Origin of the sequence: Nocardioides sp. URHA0020 (genome assembly GCF_000620705.1) — a bacterium.
Lineage (GTDB): Bacteria > Actinomycetota > Actinomycetes > Propionibacteriales > Nocardioidaceae > Nocardioides.
Map to the genome: position 1 here is coordinate 175444 of NZ_KK211168.1, position 16723 is coordinate 192166.

At 71.3% G+C, this 16723-nt stretch carries 6 protein-coding genes; 2 read left to right on the forward strand and 4 right to left on the reverse strand.

Annotation, left to right across the window (positions count from 1 at the left end; translation table 11 throughout):
- Nucleotides 1-111 precede the first annotated feature (111 nt).
- The gene (locus tag N542_RS0112565) at nucleotides 112-8751 is read right to left on the reverse strand and encodes a Calx-beta domain-containing protein (protein ID WP_028644208.1); all 8640 of its coding nucleotides are present in this window, start codon (nucleotides 8749-8751) and stop codon (nucleotides 112-114) included.
- A 119-nt stretch (nucleotides 8752-8870) separates the two neighbouring features.
- Between N542_RS0112565 and N542_RS0112570 the strand changes: the two genes are divergently transcribed.
- Nucleotides 8871-9479, forward strand: a complete 609-nt coding sequence (locus N542_RS0112570; protein WP_028644209.1) for an acVLRF1 family peptidyl-tRNA hydrolase — start codon at nucleotides 8871-8873, stop codon at nucleotides 9477-9479.
- Between the two features lie 71 nt (nucleotides 9480-9550).
- Here the strand turns inward: N542_RS0112570 and N542_RS0112575 are convergent, their stop codons facing one another.
- The 3 genes from N542_RS0112575 to N542_RS24730 all read right to left on the reverse strand — a co-directional run bounded on the left by N542_RS0112575 (nucleotide 9551) and on the right by N542_RS24730 (nucleotide 15580).
- Entirely contained in the window at nucleotides 9551-12499 is a 2949-nt protein-coding gene (locus N542_RS0112575) for an Ig-like domain-containing protein (protein ID WP_028644210.1), read from the reverse strand.
- A gap of 214 nt (nucleotides 12500-12713) precedes the next feature.
- Nucleotides 12714-14093 carry a fibronectin type III domain-containing protein gene (locus N542_RS0112580; RefSeq protein WP_028644211.1) on the reverse strand — a complete coding sequence of 460 codons (1380 nt, stop codon included), beginning with the start codon at nucleotides 14091-14093 and terminating at the stop codon, nucleotides 12714-12716.
- A complete protein-coding gene (locus N542_RS24730; RefSeq protein WP_197025951.1) occupies nucleotides 14090-15580 on the reverse strand; it encodes a dicarboxylate/amino acid:cation symporter in 1491 nt (496 codons plus the stop codon). The genes N542_RS0112580 and N542_RS24730 overlap by 4 nt, the downstream gene beginning before the upstream one ends.
- A gap of 223 nt (nucleotides 15581-15803) precedes the next feature.
- Here N542_RS24730 and N542_RS0112590 point away from each other — a divergent pair, with 223 nt between their 5' ends.
- Complete coding sequence (locus N542_RS0112590) at nucleotides 15804-16712, forward strand: phosphotransferase (protein WP_028644212.1); 909 nt, start codon at nucleotides 15804-15806, stop codon at nucleotides 16710-16712.
- The last annotated feature ends 11 nt before the right edge of the window (nucleotides 16713-16723 follow it).

Here is a 16723-nt window from a genome sequence, read left to right on the forward strand (position 1 = left end):
GCCGTTGCAACGCCCCAGAAGTGACGGGATCGCCTGAGAAGTACGCCGGGGGGAGGCCCGCGCAGCGCGCCCGGGGGGAGTACGCGCTGCGCGGGAGCTGGTGACCGGCGGTCAGCGGTCGTCGTTCACGATGGTGCCGACGCCCGTCCTGCCGCTGACCCCGCCGGTGGCGCCGCTGAGCAGCACCCGGAAGCGCTCGGACCTCTCCCGGACCCGGTCTCCCTTCACCTTCACCTGGAAGGTGAGCGAGGTCTTGCCGGGCGCGAAGGTCAGCCATCGCGCGGCTGCCACGTAGTCCTTGCCGGCCGCGGCGGTGCCGTTGGCGGTGGCCACCCGCACCCGCACGGGCACCGTGGTCGCCTTCGACAGCGCCACCTTGAAGGTCAGGGTCCGCAGACCCGCGTTGCCCTCCTTCTCCGACACCGACGACACCGAGATGGTCGGGCGTACGACGGGGGAGTCGTCGTCCACGATCGTGAGCGTCGTCTGCACCGAGTTCGCCGGACCCGTGACGCTCACCTGCGCGGTCTCGTTCGGCTCGTCGGTCGCATCCCCACGCACCGTCACGTCGAACGTGCCGGTGAGCGTGCCCGCGGGCACCGTCAGCACCCCGGCAGTGCCCGTGTAGTCGGTCCCAGCGGTGGCCGTCCCTCCCGCGACCTTCCAGCTGACGGGGGTCGGCGAGGTCGAGACCGCGTCGAGGCGGACCGTGAACCGGGCCGTCCTGGTCGCGCCCGCGGCACCCTCGGTGACCGACACGGGGCTGACCGCGACCGTCGTCGGAAGCGCCTCGGAGTCCGCCCCGGGAGCCGACTCGATGTCGCCGCGGACGTTGTCGCCCTCGCCGGGCGCGCCGTCGTCGGCGGTCCCGTCGAAGGTCACCTTCGCCGAGCCCTCCGGACGACCCGAGTAGTCGGCCCGGTCGGCGCCGCCACCACCCGACATGTCGTCGGCACCGTCGGGTGCGGCGCCCTGGTCGAACGTGTCCGCCCCGCCGCTGCCCGTCATGACGTCGTCGCCCGCACCACCGACGAAGGTGGTCGCCGGTGAGGTCGTCGACCTGATCTCGAGCCGGTCGTTGCCGTCGCCGCCACGCAGCCCCGCCACGGTGCGGTCCTTGTCGGCCAGCCACAGGTGGTCGTCGCCCGAGCCGCCGACGAACACCTCGATGCTGTCGTTGACCCAGTCTCGCTGGACGAACGGCGAGACGGTCGACTTGTCCTCGACTCCGCCGTCGTTGGCGTTGCCGTCGTCGCTGACCACCAGGTCCGTCGTCCGTGACGCGTAGGTGAGCGTGTCGAGGTCGGCGCCGCCGTCGAACGTGTCGGCGTTGCCGCCACCGTCGAGGAGGTCCTTGCCGGCTCCACCGCTGATCACGTCGTTGCCGTCGCCGCCGCGCAGTACGTCGTCGCCGGCGCCACCGTCGACCTGGTCCTTGCCGCCCCCGCCCTCGAGGACGTCGTCACCCTCGAGGCCGAAGACGTTGTCGTCACCGGACCCGGCCACGATGGTGTCGTCGCCGGCGCCGCCGTCGCCCTGGTTGGTGCCCTCGCCGAGCTCGATCACGTCGTCGCCCAGACCGGCGCCGACCCTGTCGTTGCCGGCGCCGAGCAAGAAGGTGTCCGGTCCGTTGGACCCGTTGTAGCGGTTGTCGGACCCGCCGGTGCCGTGGACGACGTTCGGTGCGAAGTCCGTCTCCTCGGAGCTGTTCCCGCCGATGCCGGTGGTCACCGTCCCGCCGCCCTCGCCGTTCCAGATCTCGTCGGCGCCGTTGCCGCCACGGATCGAGTCGCCCTTGACGGACGGCCCGCCGCGCAGCTTGTCCTTGCCGTCCTCGCCCCGCAGGGAGTCGTCCCCGGCCTCACCCTCCACGTCGTCGTCGCCGGCACCGGCGTAGACGTCGTCGTTGCCGTCGCCGAGTCGGAAGGTGTCGTTGTCCTGGCCGCCCCGCGCAGTGTCGTTGCCGGCACCCATCTCGAAGAGGTCCGCGCCGCCGTTGCCGTAGGCCTCGTCGTTGCCCTCGCCGCCGACGAAGTGGTCGACCAGCGAGCCGTCGGCGTTGGGGGACGTCCACGAGTTGAACTCGAGGTCGAAGAACCGGTCGTTGCCGTTGCCGCCGTCGAACTGGTCCGCACCGCCGAGTCCCGCGACGTCGTCGCGACCGTCGTTGGTGACGAAGACCTGGTCACGGCCGGAGCCGCGGACGTCGTCCTGGCCACTGCTCCCGAGGTACTTCTCGATGTCGTCGTGGACGTTGTCGTGCTCGGAGCCGAACCCGGCCCCGTCGAACGCGGCGTCGTCGAAGCTGACCCGGAGGTCGTCGGTGCGGTCGGAGTAGTCGACGCGGTCGACGTCGCCGCCGCCCCGCAGGTCGTCGCCGCCCTCGCCGCCGCGCAGCCGGTCGTCGTCCGGTCCGCCGTCGAGCGAGTCGTCGCCCTGCTCGCCGTCCAGGTCGTCGTCGCCGCTCGCGCCGAGCAGGGTGTCGTTGGCACCGCCACCGCGCAGGATCTCCTTGCCGGCGCCGCCCTCGAGCCGGTCGCTGCCCGCGTTGCCGGCCAGGGTGTCGTCGCCGTCGCCGCCGATCAGGGTGTCGGCCCCTGCTCCGCCCTCGAGGACGTCCGCACCGGCCCCGCCGCGCAGCTCCTCGTCGGCACTGCTGCCGGTGAGCTGGTCGGGGTGCTCCCCGCCGATCACGAGGTCGGCGTCGATGATGTTGTCGCGACGCTGACCCTCCGGCCCGTCGCCGGGCTCGCCGTCGAGCACGACGCGCAGCGGACCGGCTGCGGCGCTGTAGTCCACGGTGTCGCGACCCTCCATCCCCAGGAACGTCTGGGCGCCCGGACCGTCGACGAGGGTGTCGTCGCCGCCGCTGCCGACGACCTGCACGTTGCCCGTGCCGCCGACGAAGGTGTCATCACCGTCGTTGCCCATCAGGATGCCGGTGCTGTTGCTGCCGTTGACCGTGTCGTCACCGGTGCCGCCGTCGACCACCAGGGAGCCGGTGGCCGGCAGGTTGATGGTGTCGGCGCCACTGCCGCCGCGCACGTTCTCGACGCTCGACGCGGTGTCCGCCTCACCGGCCGAGCCGCTCGGGCCGGGCAGGTTGATGGTCACGGCTGATCCGTGGTCGCCGTAGTCGCTGGTGTCGTCACCGGCGCCGCCGATGACCTCGTCGTCGCCGGAGCCACCACGGAGGACGTCGTTGTCGGCCTCACCGTCGAGACGGTCGGCACCAGGGCCGCCGTCGAGGCTGTCGTTGCCGGGGCCGCCGGTGAGGGTGTCCGCGTCGGCGCCGCTGATCAGGGTGTCGTCGCCGGCCACGTTCGTCGGCACCGGGTTGCAGCCCGGACCGGCGTCGCCGTACAGCGTCGCGGTGCCGGCGGCGACCATGATGCGGTCGTTGCCGGGTCCACCACAGACCGTGACGGGCAGGGCCGGAACGCCCTGCGGGACGGGTTGTACGTCGAACACGTCGTCGCCGCCCAGGAGGTCACCGCCGACCTTGGTGACGGGGGAGTACTGCTCAACCACGTGCTCGCCGTCCATCTCGCCGGTGAGCTCGACGGTCTCGGCGTCGACCTGGGTCATGACGTAGGACTGCGGGCTCGTGTCGGCCTTGAGCGTGAGCTTGCCGTCGTCGAGCTCGGCCAGCCGGTTCTTGCGATCCTCCTGCGGGGTGTCGCAGAACGAGAACAGGTTGGGCTGGTCGTAGATCACCGTCGAGGCGATCGGGTAGTCGGCCTTGCCGAACGGTGTGTCGACGTACGCCCGGATGAAGGCGTCCACCCGCGCCGTCGCGTCGAAGAAGCACAACGGGTTGGCGTTCACCTTGAGCTGCGCCGCGATCTGCGGGTAGCGCAGGCGACCGGTCTGGTCGGCCTTGAGGTTGAACTCCGCGACACCGCGTACGCCGCCCTCGGCCCCGGCCTGGAGACCGGGGATGCCGACCGAGGCGCCGGCGACCAGCTTGGCCTCGAAGCGGATCTCGGGGACGTCGTTGCCGGACTGGTCGAAGTCGTCGAGGTAGAGACCCTGGAGCAGGCCCTTGGTGACGTCCCAGGCGCCGTTGTTGTCGGGGTCGTCGTCGGTGAGCACCTCGAGCGCCTTGCGCATGCCGTAGGTGTCGAAGCCGGCCGCCAGGTGTCCGTAGACGCCGGCGCTGCCGCCGATGTAGAGGCGTGCCGGGCCGATCGGGTAGGAGAACTGGAAGCCGCGCTGGATGCCCAGCTGACCTGCGTCGTAGTAGACGAGCGGCACGTCCTTGCCGAGCAGCATCCCGAAGAGGGACTTGGGGTCCTCGAACGCCGGGAACGACAGCCCACCCTTGGTGCGGGCGGCGCTGAACTCGCCCTTCGGGGTGTCGAAGCCGAGCTTGGTGATCAGGTCCGGTGTCGTGACCGACTCACCGGTGACGAGCTGGTCGGCCTCGTTGAGCGGGACCGGCTGCCGTGCGGCGTCGGCCAGCACGGAGAACGACCCGATCTCGATCTGGCCGGCGGAGGTCGAGCCCTGGTCGACGGCCTTGACGAGGTTGACGAGCATGATGACGCGGTCGATCAGCTGCAGGGACTTGGAGTCCGGGCCGTTCGCTGCCCGGTCGGCGGCCTTGAAGGCGTCGTACCAGGTGGGCGCCGGCCTGCCGGTCAGCTTGGCGGCCTCGGCGACACCGGGGATCGGCTTCTGGATGGCCTCGATCGGCTTCTCCAGCGGTCCGGTGTACTTCCGCAGCGTCTTGACGGTGGGCTTGATGATGTCGGAGACCAGGCTGCCGGCATCGACCCGCACGTTGTTGAAGTCGATGCTGGCCCGGGTCTGCGGCGAGCCCGTGCCGTTCCAGGTGATGCCGGCGTCCAGCACGAAGTTGGTGCTGAAGGTCGGCAGCATCCCGGCCGGGCCCTCGGACCGCACGGTCTTCACGCCGAGCTTGAGCAGGGTCTCGGCCGAGACCGACGGTGTCAGCTGCGCCCGCCCGAGGTCGGCCAGGGGCAGCCGCTTGTCCGGCCGAGTCGTCGTGAGGTCGAGTGCCGCGCCGACCTTCACGTCGGGCTTGGCGTCCTGGTTGTCCTCGATCTCGATGGGGAAGAACGCCAGGTCGCCGGTCAGGTCGGCACCGCTCTCGGAGTGCGGCAGGTTGGCCTCGGCGCTGACCTCCACCTCCTTGCCCTCGGTCGGGATGTAGAAGCCGAGGTCACGGTCGACGCCGAACCCGACGTTGAGCTTGATGCCGGCCTTGGCGGTGAACTCGCCCTGGCTGGCCAGGCGCAGTCCGGGGAAGCCGATGTCGAACGTCCCGGTGCCGTCCTCGGCGGCGTACTCGAGGTGCAGGTCGACCTGGAAGCTCTGGATCCGGTCGATGGTGTCGGTGCTGGCGCAGGCGACGGGGGCGCCGCCGGCTGCGGGGCGGCAGGTCAGGGTGACCTTCGGGCTCTGGCCCTCGGGGAGGCCGGGGACGTCCGCGAGGATCTCCTCGGTCCTGGCCTGGACGGCACCGGCGTTGCCGGAGCTCGCCACGGCGTCGGACAGCGCGTCGACCTTCGCCAGGACCGCCTCGTCGAACTGCTGCAGCACGTCCGCACCGGCCGTGACGTCCGCTCCGATGAGCGGGATCTTGGTGCCGGTGGGCAGGCTGCGCAGACCCTCCTGGATCTGGGTGGTCAGGGTGCGGACGCCGTCGACGAGGAGCGCGAACTGGATCGCCTCGTTCTGCAGCTTGGCCTCGACCTCGGTGCTGTCGACGGTCCAGCCGCTCGGCGTGAGCAGGTCGGCGGCGGCGAAGCGCACCGTGCCCAGGTCGGTGTCCTCGAAGTAGACGGGCAGCACGGCGCAGGCGTCGACCGGCCCGGTCACGCCCTCGCACGACGCCTCGAGCGCGTCATCGGTCTCGTGGACCGTGGCGGTGCCGGGCTTGGGCAGCAGTCCCGACAGGAAGGCGTTGAACTCCGGGGTGCCGATGACCAGGCGTGCGCCGGTCGGGGCGGTGGCCGCGAGCCGGAAGCGGGCGGCGACCGCGGCCTTGGCCGTGTCGTCCCCGTGGCCCAGGCTCACCTGGAGCGGGCCGAGGCCCGCCTTGAGGGTGCCGTCGATGCGGGCACCGACACCGAGGTCGACGACCGCGTCGTCCTGCACGAAGAGCTTCGGCGAACCGGTCACCTTCGGCAGCTCCCCGAGCTTCTTCGGCGCCTGCACGTCCGGCAGCTGCACGCCCAGGGTCAGGTCGGCGCGGGCGTCGTACGACACCTGCACCTCGCCCGCGGTGCCGAGGCCGGCGACGCCGCCCACCTTGGAGCCGGTCCCGAGGTCGAGGTTGAAGGGCACCTTGACGGGGTCGGGCGTGACGGAGCATCCGTCGCGACCCTCCTTGCGGTCGGAGGTGCAGGCGCCGACGTGGAGGTCGACGACCACGGAGGCCGGCTTGGTCCCGGACTTCTTCTCGAACTTGAACTCGACGAAGTCCTTGAGCGCGGCCGCCGAGGCGCCCTTCGCGGACTTGATGCCGAGCGCGTCCTTGATCACCGTGGTCAGCTCGGTCTTGAGCTGGTCGAGCGTCAGCAGCTCGTTGGTCTGGATGAGCTTGTCGAGGGTGCCCTGGATCTTGACGAGCAGCGGGTCCAGGTCGGCGACGCTCTTGCCGACGAGCGGGAGCGGCTTCGTGGTCGTCACGTCGCCGTCGGCGATCCGCGCCCGCAGGTCGCTGACGGCCTTCTGGGTCACCTCGAGCACCTTGGAGATCAGCGCGCGCGGGTTGCTCGTGTCGAAGGCGAAGGGCAGCGCCACGTCGGTGAATTCGCCGTCGGCCTCCACCTTGAGCGTGGCGGGGTCGGCGACGGTCGGCCACGCCAGCGTGACGTGACCGGCGGCCATCGGGAAGCCCACGGCGTCGGCGGTCGCGTCCAGTCGGGTCGTCGGCACCTCGGCGTTGACGGTGGCCTTCACGGGAAGCGCGGCGGCTGCGGACAGCTCGGCGAGGGTGACCCGGCCGTTCTTGTCCGGGTCGGTCAGCGCGACTGAGACCATCGGCTTGGTGGCGTCCTTGCGCCGCAGCAGCGGTACGGCGGCCGCGGGGTCGGCATCGTCCAGCTTGAGCCGGAGCACCGAGGCGATCGCCTGCACGTGCAGGTCGGCGGTGACCGGCGCGTCCAGGGTCAGAGCCGATCCGGACGCGCCGTTGGTGAGGTAGAAGCGGTCGGCGAGCGCCAGCCGCGGGGCCAGGTCGATGCCGACGCCGAGGTCGAGGTCGTACGACGGGTCGATGGTCGCCGTACCCGTGCCGGTGACGTCGGTGACGCCGAGCCCGGCGAGCTTGTCGCCGAAGTCGAGGGTGGCGCTCTCGAGGGTGTCGGACTCGGGGCTGGAGGCCTTCAGGTCGAAGACGACACGTCCGGAGTCGAAGCGCAGCCCGAGGTCCTCGAGGTCGATGCCGAGGGCGGTCGCCAGCTTGGGCAGCACGGCCTGGATCGTCTGCAGCGGCGCGTCCTGGGCGGTGTTGACCGTGATGGTCGACATCGGGTCGTCGGCGTCGGTGAAGCCGTTGTCGACGAAGAAGGCGACGAGGCGCTCGTTGGCCTGCACGAAGTCGCGCAGCGGCTCCTTGATGAACGGGACGTCCAGGTCGCCGGCGTCCTGCGCGGTCTGGAGGGCCTGGGTGACCTGGGCGAGGCCGTTGACGAAGTCGCCGAGCGTGATGTTGCGGAACTGAGCCAGGTCACCCAGCTCGACATCGGGAGCGCCCAGCCCGTTGCAGAGGTCGGCGTCGTCGAGCTTGATCGTGCCGACCTTGCCGGACAGCCCGGCCAGGTCGGTCGTGACGGTCAGGTCAACCTTGGCGCCGTCGGAGACGCACGTGGGAGACAGCAGGGCGGCGGGGGAGCCGAGCTCGGTCAGGTCCAGCGCACCGTCGCCGTTCGGGTCCTTGAGGCGTACGGCGGCTCCGGCGTCGGCCGTGACCGTGCCGGTGGCGCGGACGCCGAGGATGCCGGCGTTGAAGGCGAGGGCGTCGTCGCCGGTGTACGTGCCCTTGACACCGACCCGCAGCGAGCCGAGACCGGCAGCGGTGACGGGGATCGTGATCTTCTTCGGGCCGGTCGCGGCAGGGTCGATGCGCAACGTGCTGGCCAGCTCGAGCGTCAGGACGTCCGAGCCCTGGTCGTTGATCCTCAGGCCGTCCAGCCGCAGGGCCAGCGGGCTGTCGGCGGCCAGCTCGGCGTCGAGGCGGACGGTCACGTCGTAGCGGCCACCGGGGCCGGCCGGGGCCACGTCGGCGTCGAGGTCGACGACCAGTCCGGGCACGTCGTGGAAGTCGCTGGCCGGGTCGCCGTCCCCGTCGATGTCGTCGAGCCGGGCGTCCAGGCTCGCCAGCGTGGTGGTGGGGTCGGCGGCAAGGGCCTGGACGCGTTGGGCGGCGAAGTCGACGGACTGGAAGAGCTGGGGGTACTTCGCCGCGAAGAACTCCTTCGAACCGAAGACGAGGTCGTCCTTCGTGCCGTCGGCGCTTGCGAGCCCACCGGCGAGCTCGAGCCAGCTGCCGACCGCCTGGGTGGTCTCCTGAACCCGGTCGGCGTCGCCGGGGGGTACGGCGGCGGACTCGGTCGCGACGCGGTCGGGCTCGTCGTCCGACCAGAGGGCGGAGCTGGCGCTGGCCGACCAGGCGAGACCGCCCAGCACCGCGAGCGTCCCGAGCGGCAGCAGGATGCGTCGCCGCCAGGTGCGCCGGGAGGGGCGTGCGATCAGGTGGTCGGGTGTCCGGTGGGACATGGCGGAGGCTCCTTGCGGCCGAGCGTCGGTGTGACGTCCGCATCCCATCGGCACGCACTTGGAGCCGACTGGGGGTGCACTGGGAGTGACCCGGTGGCGGCGCGCCGTACGCTGCGGGCATGCCGCACGTAGCCGTCCCACCGGAGCGGCTGGCCCGCTGGGTGGCCAACTTCGGGGAGCGGCACGGCGGCGCGACGCTCACCGTCGAGGACGGCGCGCTGCGCGGGGTCGCCGGCGACGGCTCGACCTTCCGCGCGCGGGCGCCGTTCGAGGCGTCGTACGCCGGAGGGCCGGAGGTCGGCGCGTTCGTGGACGCGCTCGGTCCGCCCGACGCGTGGGGCGTCCTGCTGGTCCGCAAGGGCGGCTTCGCGATCGCCCGCCTGGCCGGGGCGTCGATCGCCGACAGCAAGGTCGGCCAGCGTCACGTGCAGGGCCGCACGAAGGCGGGCGGTCAGAGCCAGCAGCGCTTCGCGCGGCGCCGGGACAACCAGGCCCGGCAGGCGTACGAGGCCGCGGCCGAGCACGCCGCGCGGATCCTCGCCGGACTGGCCGGCCCGCTGGTCACCGGGGGCGACCGGCCCGCGGTGGAGGAGGTGCTCGCCGACCCGCGGCTACGTCGGCTCGCGGTCGTCGGGCCGTGGCTGGCGGTCCCCGATCCGCGGCGAGGTGTCCTGGAGCAGGCCGTCCAGGATGCGTGCGCCGTCCAGGTCGAGGTCCACAACGCTTAGTCGGACGTGCGACGTGGCCGCCCCGGGCCCTTGCGGAGACCCGGGACGGCCACGTCCGTCAGGTGCAGGTGCTACTTCGTGACGGTCAGCCGGAAGGCCTTGGCCCGGCCCGCTGCGTAGGTCGCGTCACCGAGGTAGGTGACCTTCACCGCCCAGGTGCCCTTCGCCAGCTTGGGCAGCCTGGCGACGACCCTGCCCTTGCTGAGCCTGGCCGAGACCGACCTGCTCGTCGAGCCCTTCGTCAGCGTGACCTTGACCTTGCCGCCCGGCTTTGCCAGCCCGGTCGCGGCGGCGACGGTGATCGTCGCGGAGCCGGCCTTCGAGGCCCGGACCTTGCCCTGCGGCGTGAACGTCGGCGCCTTCGCGAGTCCCTTGGTCACGGTGAAGAACACCGTCGCGCTGCGGGCCGCGTAGCTGTCGCTGCCGACGTACTGGACCTTCAAGGTGTGCTTCTTCACCGTGGCGGTCCTCGGCAGCGTGATGGTCACCTTGCCGCCGCTCAGCGACCTCGTCCCGAGCACGGTGGAGCCCTCGGAGACCTTGACGCTGCCGGTCGGCACGAGGCCGCCCACGCCGCCGACCGTGACGGTGACGGTGCCGGCCGCGCCGTACGCCCTGGTCGGCGCCGACGCGGTCAGCTTCGCTGCCGCCTTGCCCACGCTCAGCGCGTGCGCACTGGACTCGGAGGAGCCGAAGTCGTCGTCACCGAGGTACTCGGCGTGCACCTGGTAGCTGCCCACCGCCAGGTCCGACGGCAGGGTGAAGGTCGCGACGTGGTCCACGACCGTGGCGTCGATCGTCGCCGGCAGCCCGTGCAGACGCACGGTGCCGGTGGCGCCGTCGGTGACCGTCGCGGTGAGCGTCCCGGCCGCGCCGTACGTCGTGGACGTCGGCCCCGCCAGCGTGGTCGTGGACGTGTTGGCGACGACCGCGAGGGTGCGCGGCGCCGACGTGCTCGCATCGTTGGTCGCGTCGCCGCTGTACGACGCGGTGACCTCGTAGCTGCCGGTGGGCACCGAGGCCGGGACGTCCAGCGTCACGGCTCCGTTGCTCACGTCACCGGTGACGTCGCCACCGGGCAGACCGTGCAGCGCGACGGTGCCGGTCGCGGTCGCGGACGAGACCGTCGCGGTGAACTGGCCACCCTGGCCCACCGTGATGCTGGTGGGTCCCGACAGGGTCGTGGTGGTCGCACCGACGACGAAGCTGACCTCCTTCGACGAGGGTGCGATCAGGTCGCCACGACCGAGGTACTCGACGGTGTACGTCGTCGTGCCCGGAGTCGCCTGGGTGCCGAGGGCGAACGACGTCCGGCCGCCGCGGGTGACCCGCTTGCGGTCCACCTCGGTGCCGTTGCCGTCCAGCAGCCTGACCCAGCCGCGCGGCTGGGCGGTGAGCGTGCCGGCCGGGTCGGAGGAGCTGGCCCCGTTGGTCGACTGGTACGGCGCGTAGTCGGACGCGTCGAGCGTGACGTTGAGCGTCACCGCGGCTCCGGTCTTGACCGAGGCGCCGACGCCGGTGACCGTGGTCGAGCTCGGGAGCTCGTCGGTGAACCCGCGGAAGACCTGCTCGATGTCGTCGATGCCCTCCTTCGCGAACGCCCGCTGGTTGGCGAGCGCGTTGCTGCCGACCGCCGAGCTGCCGCGGAAGCTGCCGTCCGAGGCGGGCAGGTCCTTGCCTTTCACGTACCACCACTCGGTCATGTACTCGGTGTTGCCGCCGTTGTCGTTCTGGCGCAGCGCCTGGTCGACGACCGGGGCCGGGTCGCCGGCGGCGTCGACGTGGTCCTTGTTGTAGGTGAGCAGGTGGCCGACCTGGATGCGGACCGCCTCGGTGATCGGCTTCGTGACGTCGCCGTCGGGGAAGTAGTAGTGCGGTGTGGAGGTCGTGACCTGGGTGGTCCTGCCGTACTCGGCGATCGCGTTGGTCAGGTAGGTGTTGACCGTCTGCCCGTAGACCTGGCTCGGGTAGAGCAGGCGGGTGTCCGGTCCGGTCCCGGTCGTGATGTTCTGGCCGGAGCTGCGGCTGTGGTCGTAGTTGGATCCACCGTTCGACGTCGAGAAGAGCGAGTAGTCGAAGTTGTAGACCTTCTTGACGCCGTACTTCTGGGCGTCCTTGTTGACGTCCTTCACGATCGCCCGGGTGTTGTGGCACCACGTCCCGCCGAAGAGGAACGGGATGTCGCCGGACTTCTTCAGCAGGGCGATCCACTCCGGGTAGGTGATCGGCTGGACGCGCCACCCGTCGGCGTTGTCGGCGTCGGTCAGGATGTCGCCGCCGTAGATGCTCGCGTCGGCGTACGTCGAGTTGTGGCGCCGGTTGGCCTCGTCCTTCCAGAACTGGAACGCCGAGTTGGTGGCGTAGTCGGCCGCGGGGACGGCTCCGAGCACGTCCTGGACCTCGGCCTTGTAGGCCTCGACCTCACCCGGGGTGTCCAGGTCGCTCGCGGTCTTGCGGTCCGACAGCGACGACACGATGTGGTCGTCGGTCGGGGTGCCCCCGACGTCGATCTGCCGGTCCTTGTTGTAGACGAAGAGGTAGGGGCCGGTGATGACCCCGTCGGTGCGGATGAACTCCGGCTCGGTGTCCTTGTTGAGGTAGTCGTCGGTGTGGGTCGAGTAGTACGAGCCCGGGTTGCCGGCGGCCCCGCCGGTCGGGCCCTCGTTCTGCCAGTACGTCAGGGCGGCGCCACCGGTGACCGACGCGAGGTCGTTCCAGTTCCAGAGGTTCCACTTGCCGCCGTCGATCTTCGGCGTGAAGTTGTAGATCTTCGTGATCCCGTAGGCCTTGGCGACCTGGTTGATGTAGCCGAGCGTCGCCTGGGTGTTCGCGTCGTTCGGGTCGCCGATGACGAAGGCGAAGTTGCCGGACTTGTCACGCAGGAGGTACTTGAAGCGCTCCAGCGTCACGGTCTCGAAGACGCTGTCCGCGCCGACGCCGGGGTAGGCGTCCTTGAAGTAGTCGAAGTCGATGCCGTGGGTGGCGGGCGGGACGGTGTCGGCCGCGTGGGCCGCCGTCACACCTCCCAGGGGCGAGAGTGGCGAGAGGGCGACGGCTGCGGCGGCTGCCACCGCGAGCCCGCGCCAGGTTCTACGAAGTGCATACACAGGCGATCTTCACTTTCTGCTGCCACACTGGGCAGGCCGAATGACCTTCACGAGGGTGATCGGTGGGCTGGGTTGCCGGGCGTCTGCAAACTTCGGGCAATCCAGCCGCTCTCATGTGCGGGCCGTCTCAGACCACCTCCGTGCTGACGCCCGAGACGGCGACCGGGACGCGCGGCGCCGAGGGCGCCGTCGTCGGGAGCGGTGACCCGTGGGCGTGCTGCGCGCGCCGGCGGCGGGAGCGCAGCGGGTGCCACAGCAGGGAGAGGACGCCGGCGGCGGCGAGGCCGCCGAGGATGACCAGACCGGTCTGCGGCGGCACGGTCTCGGCGGGGCCGGCCGTCGCGGTGTCGGTGCCCGCTGGGTCCGCGTCATCGGCCGCGTCGGCGTCGGCGGCGACCGTGTCGACCAGGGCCACCGGTGTGCTGGTGACCTCGGTCCCGTCGTAGACGACGACGAGATGGTGGTCGCCGGGCTCGACGTCACCGGGCACCGTCACCGTGGTGGAGAACGCGCCGTCGCCGTCGGTGGCGACCGTGGCGAGCTCGACCGGGGTCGAGTGCAGCTCCAGCACGAGCTCGGGCACGTTGACGGCGTACCCGGCGCCGGTCACGGTGACCGTGGCGCCCGGCTGGAGGTCGCCGTCGACGGTGAGCTCGCCCTTGACCTCCTCGATCGGGGTGCCGATGGTGGCGATGTCCGAGGGCGGTGACGACGGTGACTCGCCGGCCGCGTTCACGGCTCGTACGGCGGCGCGGTAGTTGCCGTCGGCCAGCCCGGTGAAGGTGTGCGACGTGGTGGCCGCGTCGGTCTCCACGGGGTCGGCGCCGCTGAAGCGCAGCACGTAGCCGGTGACGCCCTCCAGGTCGGCGTCGGCGGAGGCCTGCCAGGCCACCGTGACCTGGTCACCGTCGACCTCGACCGTCGGTGCGGCCGGTGCGGTCGGTGCCCCCTCGGCCACGACCTCGTCGCCGTCGAGACCGAGGTCGTCGTCCAGCGGCGCGGCGGGTGCCGAGGGAGCCTCGCCCGAGGTGGGGGCGGCGGATGAGGAGGCCTGGGCGGTCGGCTTCGACGTCGCCTTGGTGGTGGGCTTCGAGGTCGGCTTCTTCGTCGGCTTGGCGGTGGGCTTGCTCGTCGGCTTCGCCGTCGGGCTCGATGACGGCGACGGTGAGGGGGCTGGGTCCGAGGCGTAGAGGACGTCGTAGTTCTTGTACGCGTCCCTCGGCTGCCAGACCCCGTTGTGGTTGGGGAAGCGGATCCACGGCCGGCCGTTGGTCTCACCGGTCTCGCAGCCGATGATGGGGGAGCACTGCTCGATCTCGGGGTGGGACAGCGCGACACCGGTGTCGTCCTGGAGGCACAGCTGGTCATCGCCGCCGTCGACCCACTCGAGGTCGCTCGCGCTGGCCTGGAAGGTCAGCCCCTGCAGTGCCAGCACCAGGACGGGGACGAGCATCAGGGCGGAGAGCCACCGGGGGCGTCGGCGGACACGGGCGGGCTGGGTGGTCATCGGGTCTCCAGGGAGTTCTTCACGAGTGGGCGGTCGGTGATGTCGCAGGCCCCGACGAGGGCGGACGGGAACGGCGTGTCGAAGAGCGCTGCCGTGGTCAGCGGCAGCTCGGTGACAGGCGCAACCACGGGCACCCGTGCCGGCTGCGGCGCGCCGGGCGCGTCGTCGGTCCGGTCGTTGGCCGCGTCGAAGATCGCGTCGTCGAGCCGACCCTCACGCCGGGCGACGAGGACCGACGCGACCGCGGCGGCGGTGACGTTGTTGAGCGTGCGTGCCATGTCGACGATGGCGCTGATCGGCAGCGTCAGGATGATGACCTCGAGCGGCAGCCCGGCGGCGGCGAAGACGGTCGTGGCCGTCACGGTCGCGGTCCCCGGGACGCCCGCCGTACCCAGCGAGACGACCAGGGCGAGCAGGATCAGCACGGCGTAGTCGGTCAGGCCGTAGGACAGGCCGAGACCGTTGATGGCGTAGACCGCGAGGAGCATCGGCCACACCCCGGCGCACCCGGGCATCCCGATCGTCGTGCCGAGCGGAGCGGTGAAGCCCGCGATGTCGGCCGGCACGCCGATCTTGCGGGTCAGCAGACCGGTCGTGACCGGCAGGGTGCCGGCGCTGCTCTGCGTCGTGAACGCGGTGAGCTGTGCCGGGAAGATCTTGCGGAAGAAGACGGTCGGCCTGACGTCGCCCCACACGCGCAGCACCACGGCGTTGACGGGGAACGCGTCGATGAAGCACGCGAGGTAGCCCACCAGCAGCAGCGTGAGCAGCGGCATCAGCGTGTCGACCTTGAGCGAGGTCTTCGACACGGCACCGGCCGTCAGCGCGAGGACGGCGTACGGCGTCAGCTTGATGACGAACCCGACGACCTTGAACACGATCTCGCGGAAGCCGTCGATCAACGCCTTCACCGGCGCCATCTGCTCCGGCTTGCGGTCGGCGACCATCGAGAGCGCGACGGCGACGGCGACGGTCGCGATGATGATCGGGATGACGTTGTTCTCAGCGATGTCCGAGACGATGTTGGAGGGGAAGAAGCCCAGGAAGACCTGGGTGAACGACTCCTTGAACTCGTTCAGCGTCGTCGTCGGCACGCCCTGCGTCTCGAGGTCGGCGCCCTTGCCGACGCCGAGCTGCAGTGCCAGCCCGAGCGTGAGCAGGATCGCGAGGAGGTTGAGCGTCAGCAGCCAGAAGATCGAGGCGCCGCCGATCCGCTTGAGCTGCGAGGTCGAGCCGAGCGACGTGATGCTCGACAGGATCGAGACGATCACCAGGGGGGCGACGACCGCCATCAGCAGCTTGATGTACGCCTGCCCGAGCGGGTCGACGTACTGGACGTGGTCGCGGAAGACGTAGCCGACCGCGATGCCCAGGAACAGCCCGATGAAGGTGAGCACCGCGAAGTTCACCTGCCTGCGCGACAGCGTGATCAGCCCCGCGAAGAGGCCCAGCGTCACCGCCAGGCCGCTCAGAGCCCATGTGTCCACCCGTGATCTCGCTCTCTCCAGGTCCGTTGGTGCATGACGTCGTCGGATGTGTCGGGGATATTTCCCAAAGTCGATCGACTTGGTGGACTATAACGGGACGGCGGCGGTCCGTCTCACCATTCCGACAGCGTGTCCACCAGTCGGGACGAGGTCGTCGTACGCCGCGGGAGTGTCGCGGGCAGGGTCACGTCCGGGGCGCCGCGCGTGCACTAGCGTGCAAGCCATGTGGCAGCCCGAACCCGGGTGGCACCCGCTGCCCGGCGGCAGTGGTGCCTCGACGGTTGGCGTCTGGAGGACGGTCCTCGGCGAGCAGCCCGTGGTCGTCAAGCGGCTGTCGCGTCCCGGCGCCGACGACCTGGCGGAGCTCACGAACCCTCGCCACTTCGCCTACTGGCGGCGTGCCGCCGACGTCGTCACCGCCGCGACCGTCGTCGACACCCCTGGCCTGCGCTCGGCCGGTCTGGGCGCGGTCGAGGAGGACGAGGACGGCATCACGATCACCACCGAGTGGGTCGAGGACGCCTCGAGCAGCGGCCTCTTCTGCGCGCGCGCCATGGGGCGGTTCGCCGGGGCGCACCTCGCGGCTGCTCCCTGGCTGGCGCGCAACCAGCTGCGCGACCGGCTGACCCGGGTCGAGCGGCACGGCGGCTGGCAGACCCTGGCGCGGACGACTGTCGCGGACGTCGCCGACCACCTGTGGGGCCGACGCACCGAGCTGCTCGCGGCCGCCGACGCCCTGGTGCAGGTGCCGCAGCACGGCGACGCCGTACCCCCCAACCTGCTGGGACGTGCCGACGACGACGTGGTGGCCGTCGACTGGGCGACCCTGGGGACGGGCCCGGTCGGGGCGGACCTCGGCTACTTCGCCCTGACGGCGCGCGAGGAGCTCGAGCCGCTGATCGATGCCTACCTGCTGGGGCTGCCCGACGGCCTGGCAACCCGCGACGAGGTCACACTCGGTGCCCGCGTCACCGCTGTCTACACCGTCCTCAACCGGGCCGAGTGGGCGCTGGCCCGGGCGGCGCGCGGCGAGGGAGCGCTCGCCGGCAAGTTCCGGCACCCGGCCGTCGCCCCGCACCTGCGCGCGCTGCAGCGGCAGTTCCCGCACATCGAGGCCCTGACGCAGGGGTGAGCGAGCCGCCG

Bases quoted from the DNA above. Each gene is read 5' to 3' on its own strand.
- N542_RS0112565 (WP_028644208.1), bottom strand. From the start codon at position 8,751: ATGTCCCACCGGACACCCGACCACCTGATCGCACGCCCCTCCCGGCGC.
- N542_RS0112570 (WP_028644209.1), top strand. From the start codon at position 8,871: ATGCCGCACGTAGCCGTCCCACCGGAGCGGCTGGCCCGCTGGGTGGCC.
- N542_RS0112580 (WP_028644211.1), bottom strand. From the start codon at position 14,093: ATGACCACCCAGCCCGCCCGTGTCCGCCGACGCCCCCGGTGGCTCTCC.
- N542_RS0112590 (WP_028644212.1), top strand. From the start codon at position 15,804: ATGTGGCAGCCCGAACCCGGGTGGCACCCGCTGCCCGGCGGCAGTGGT.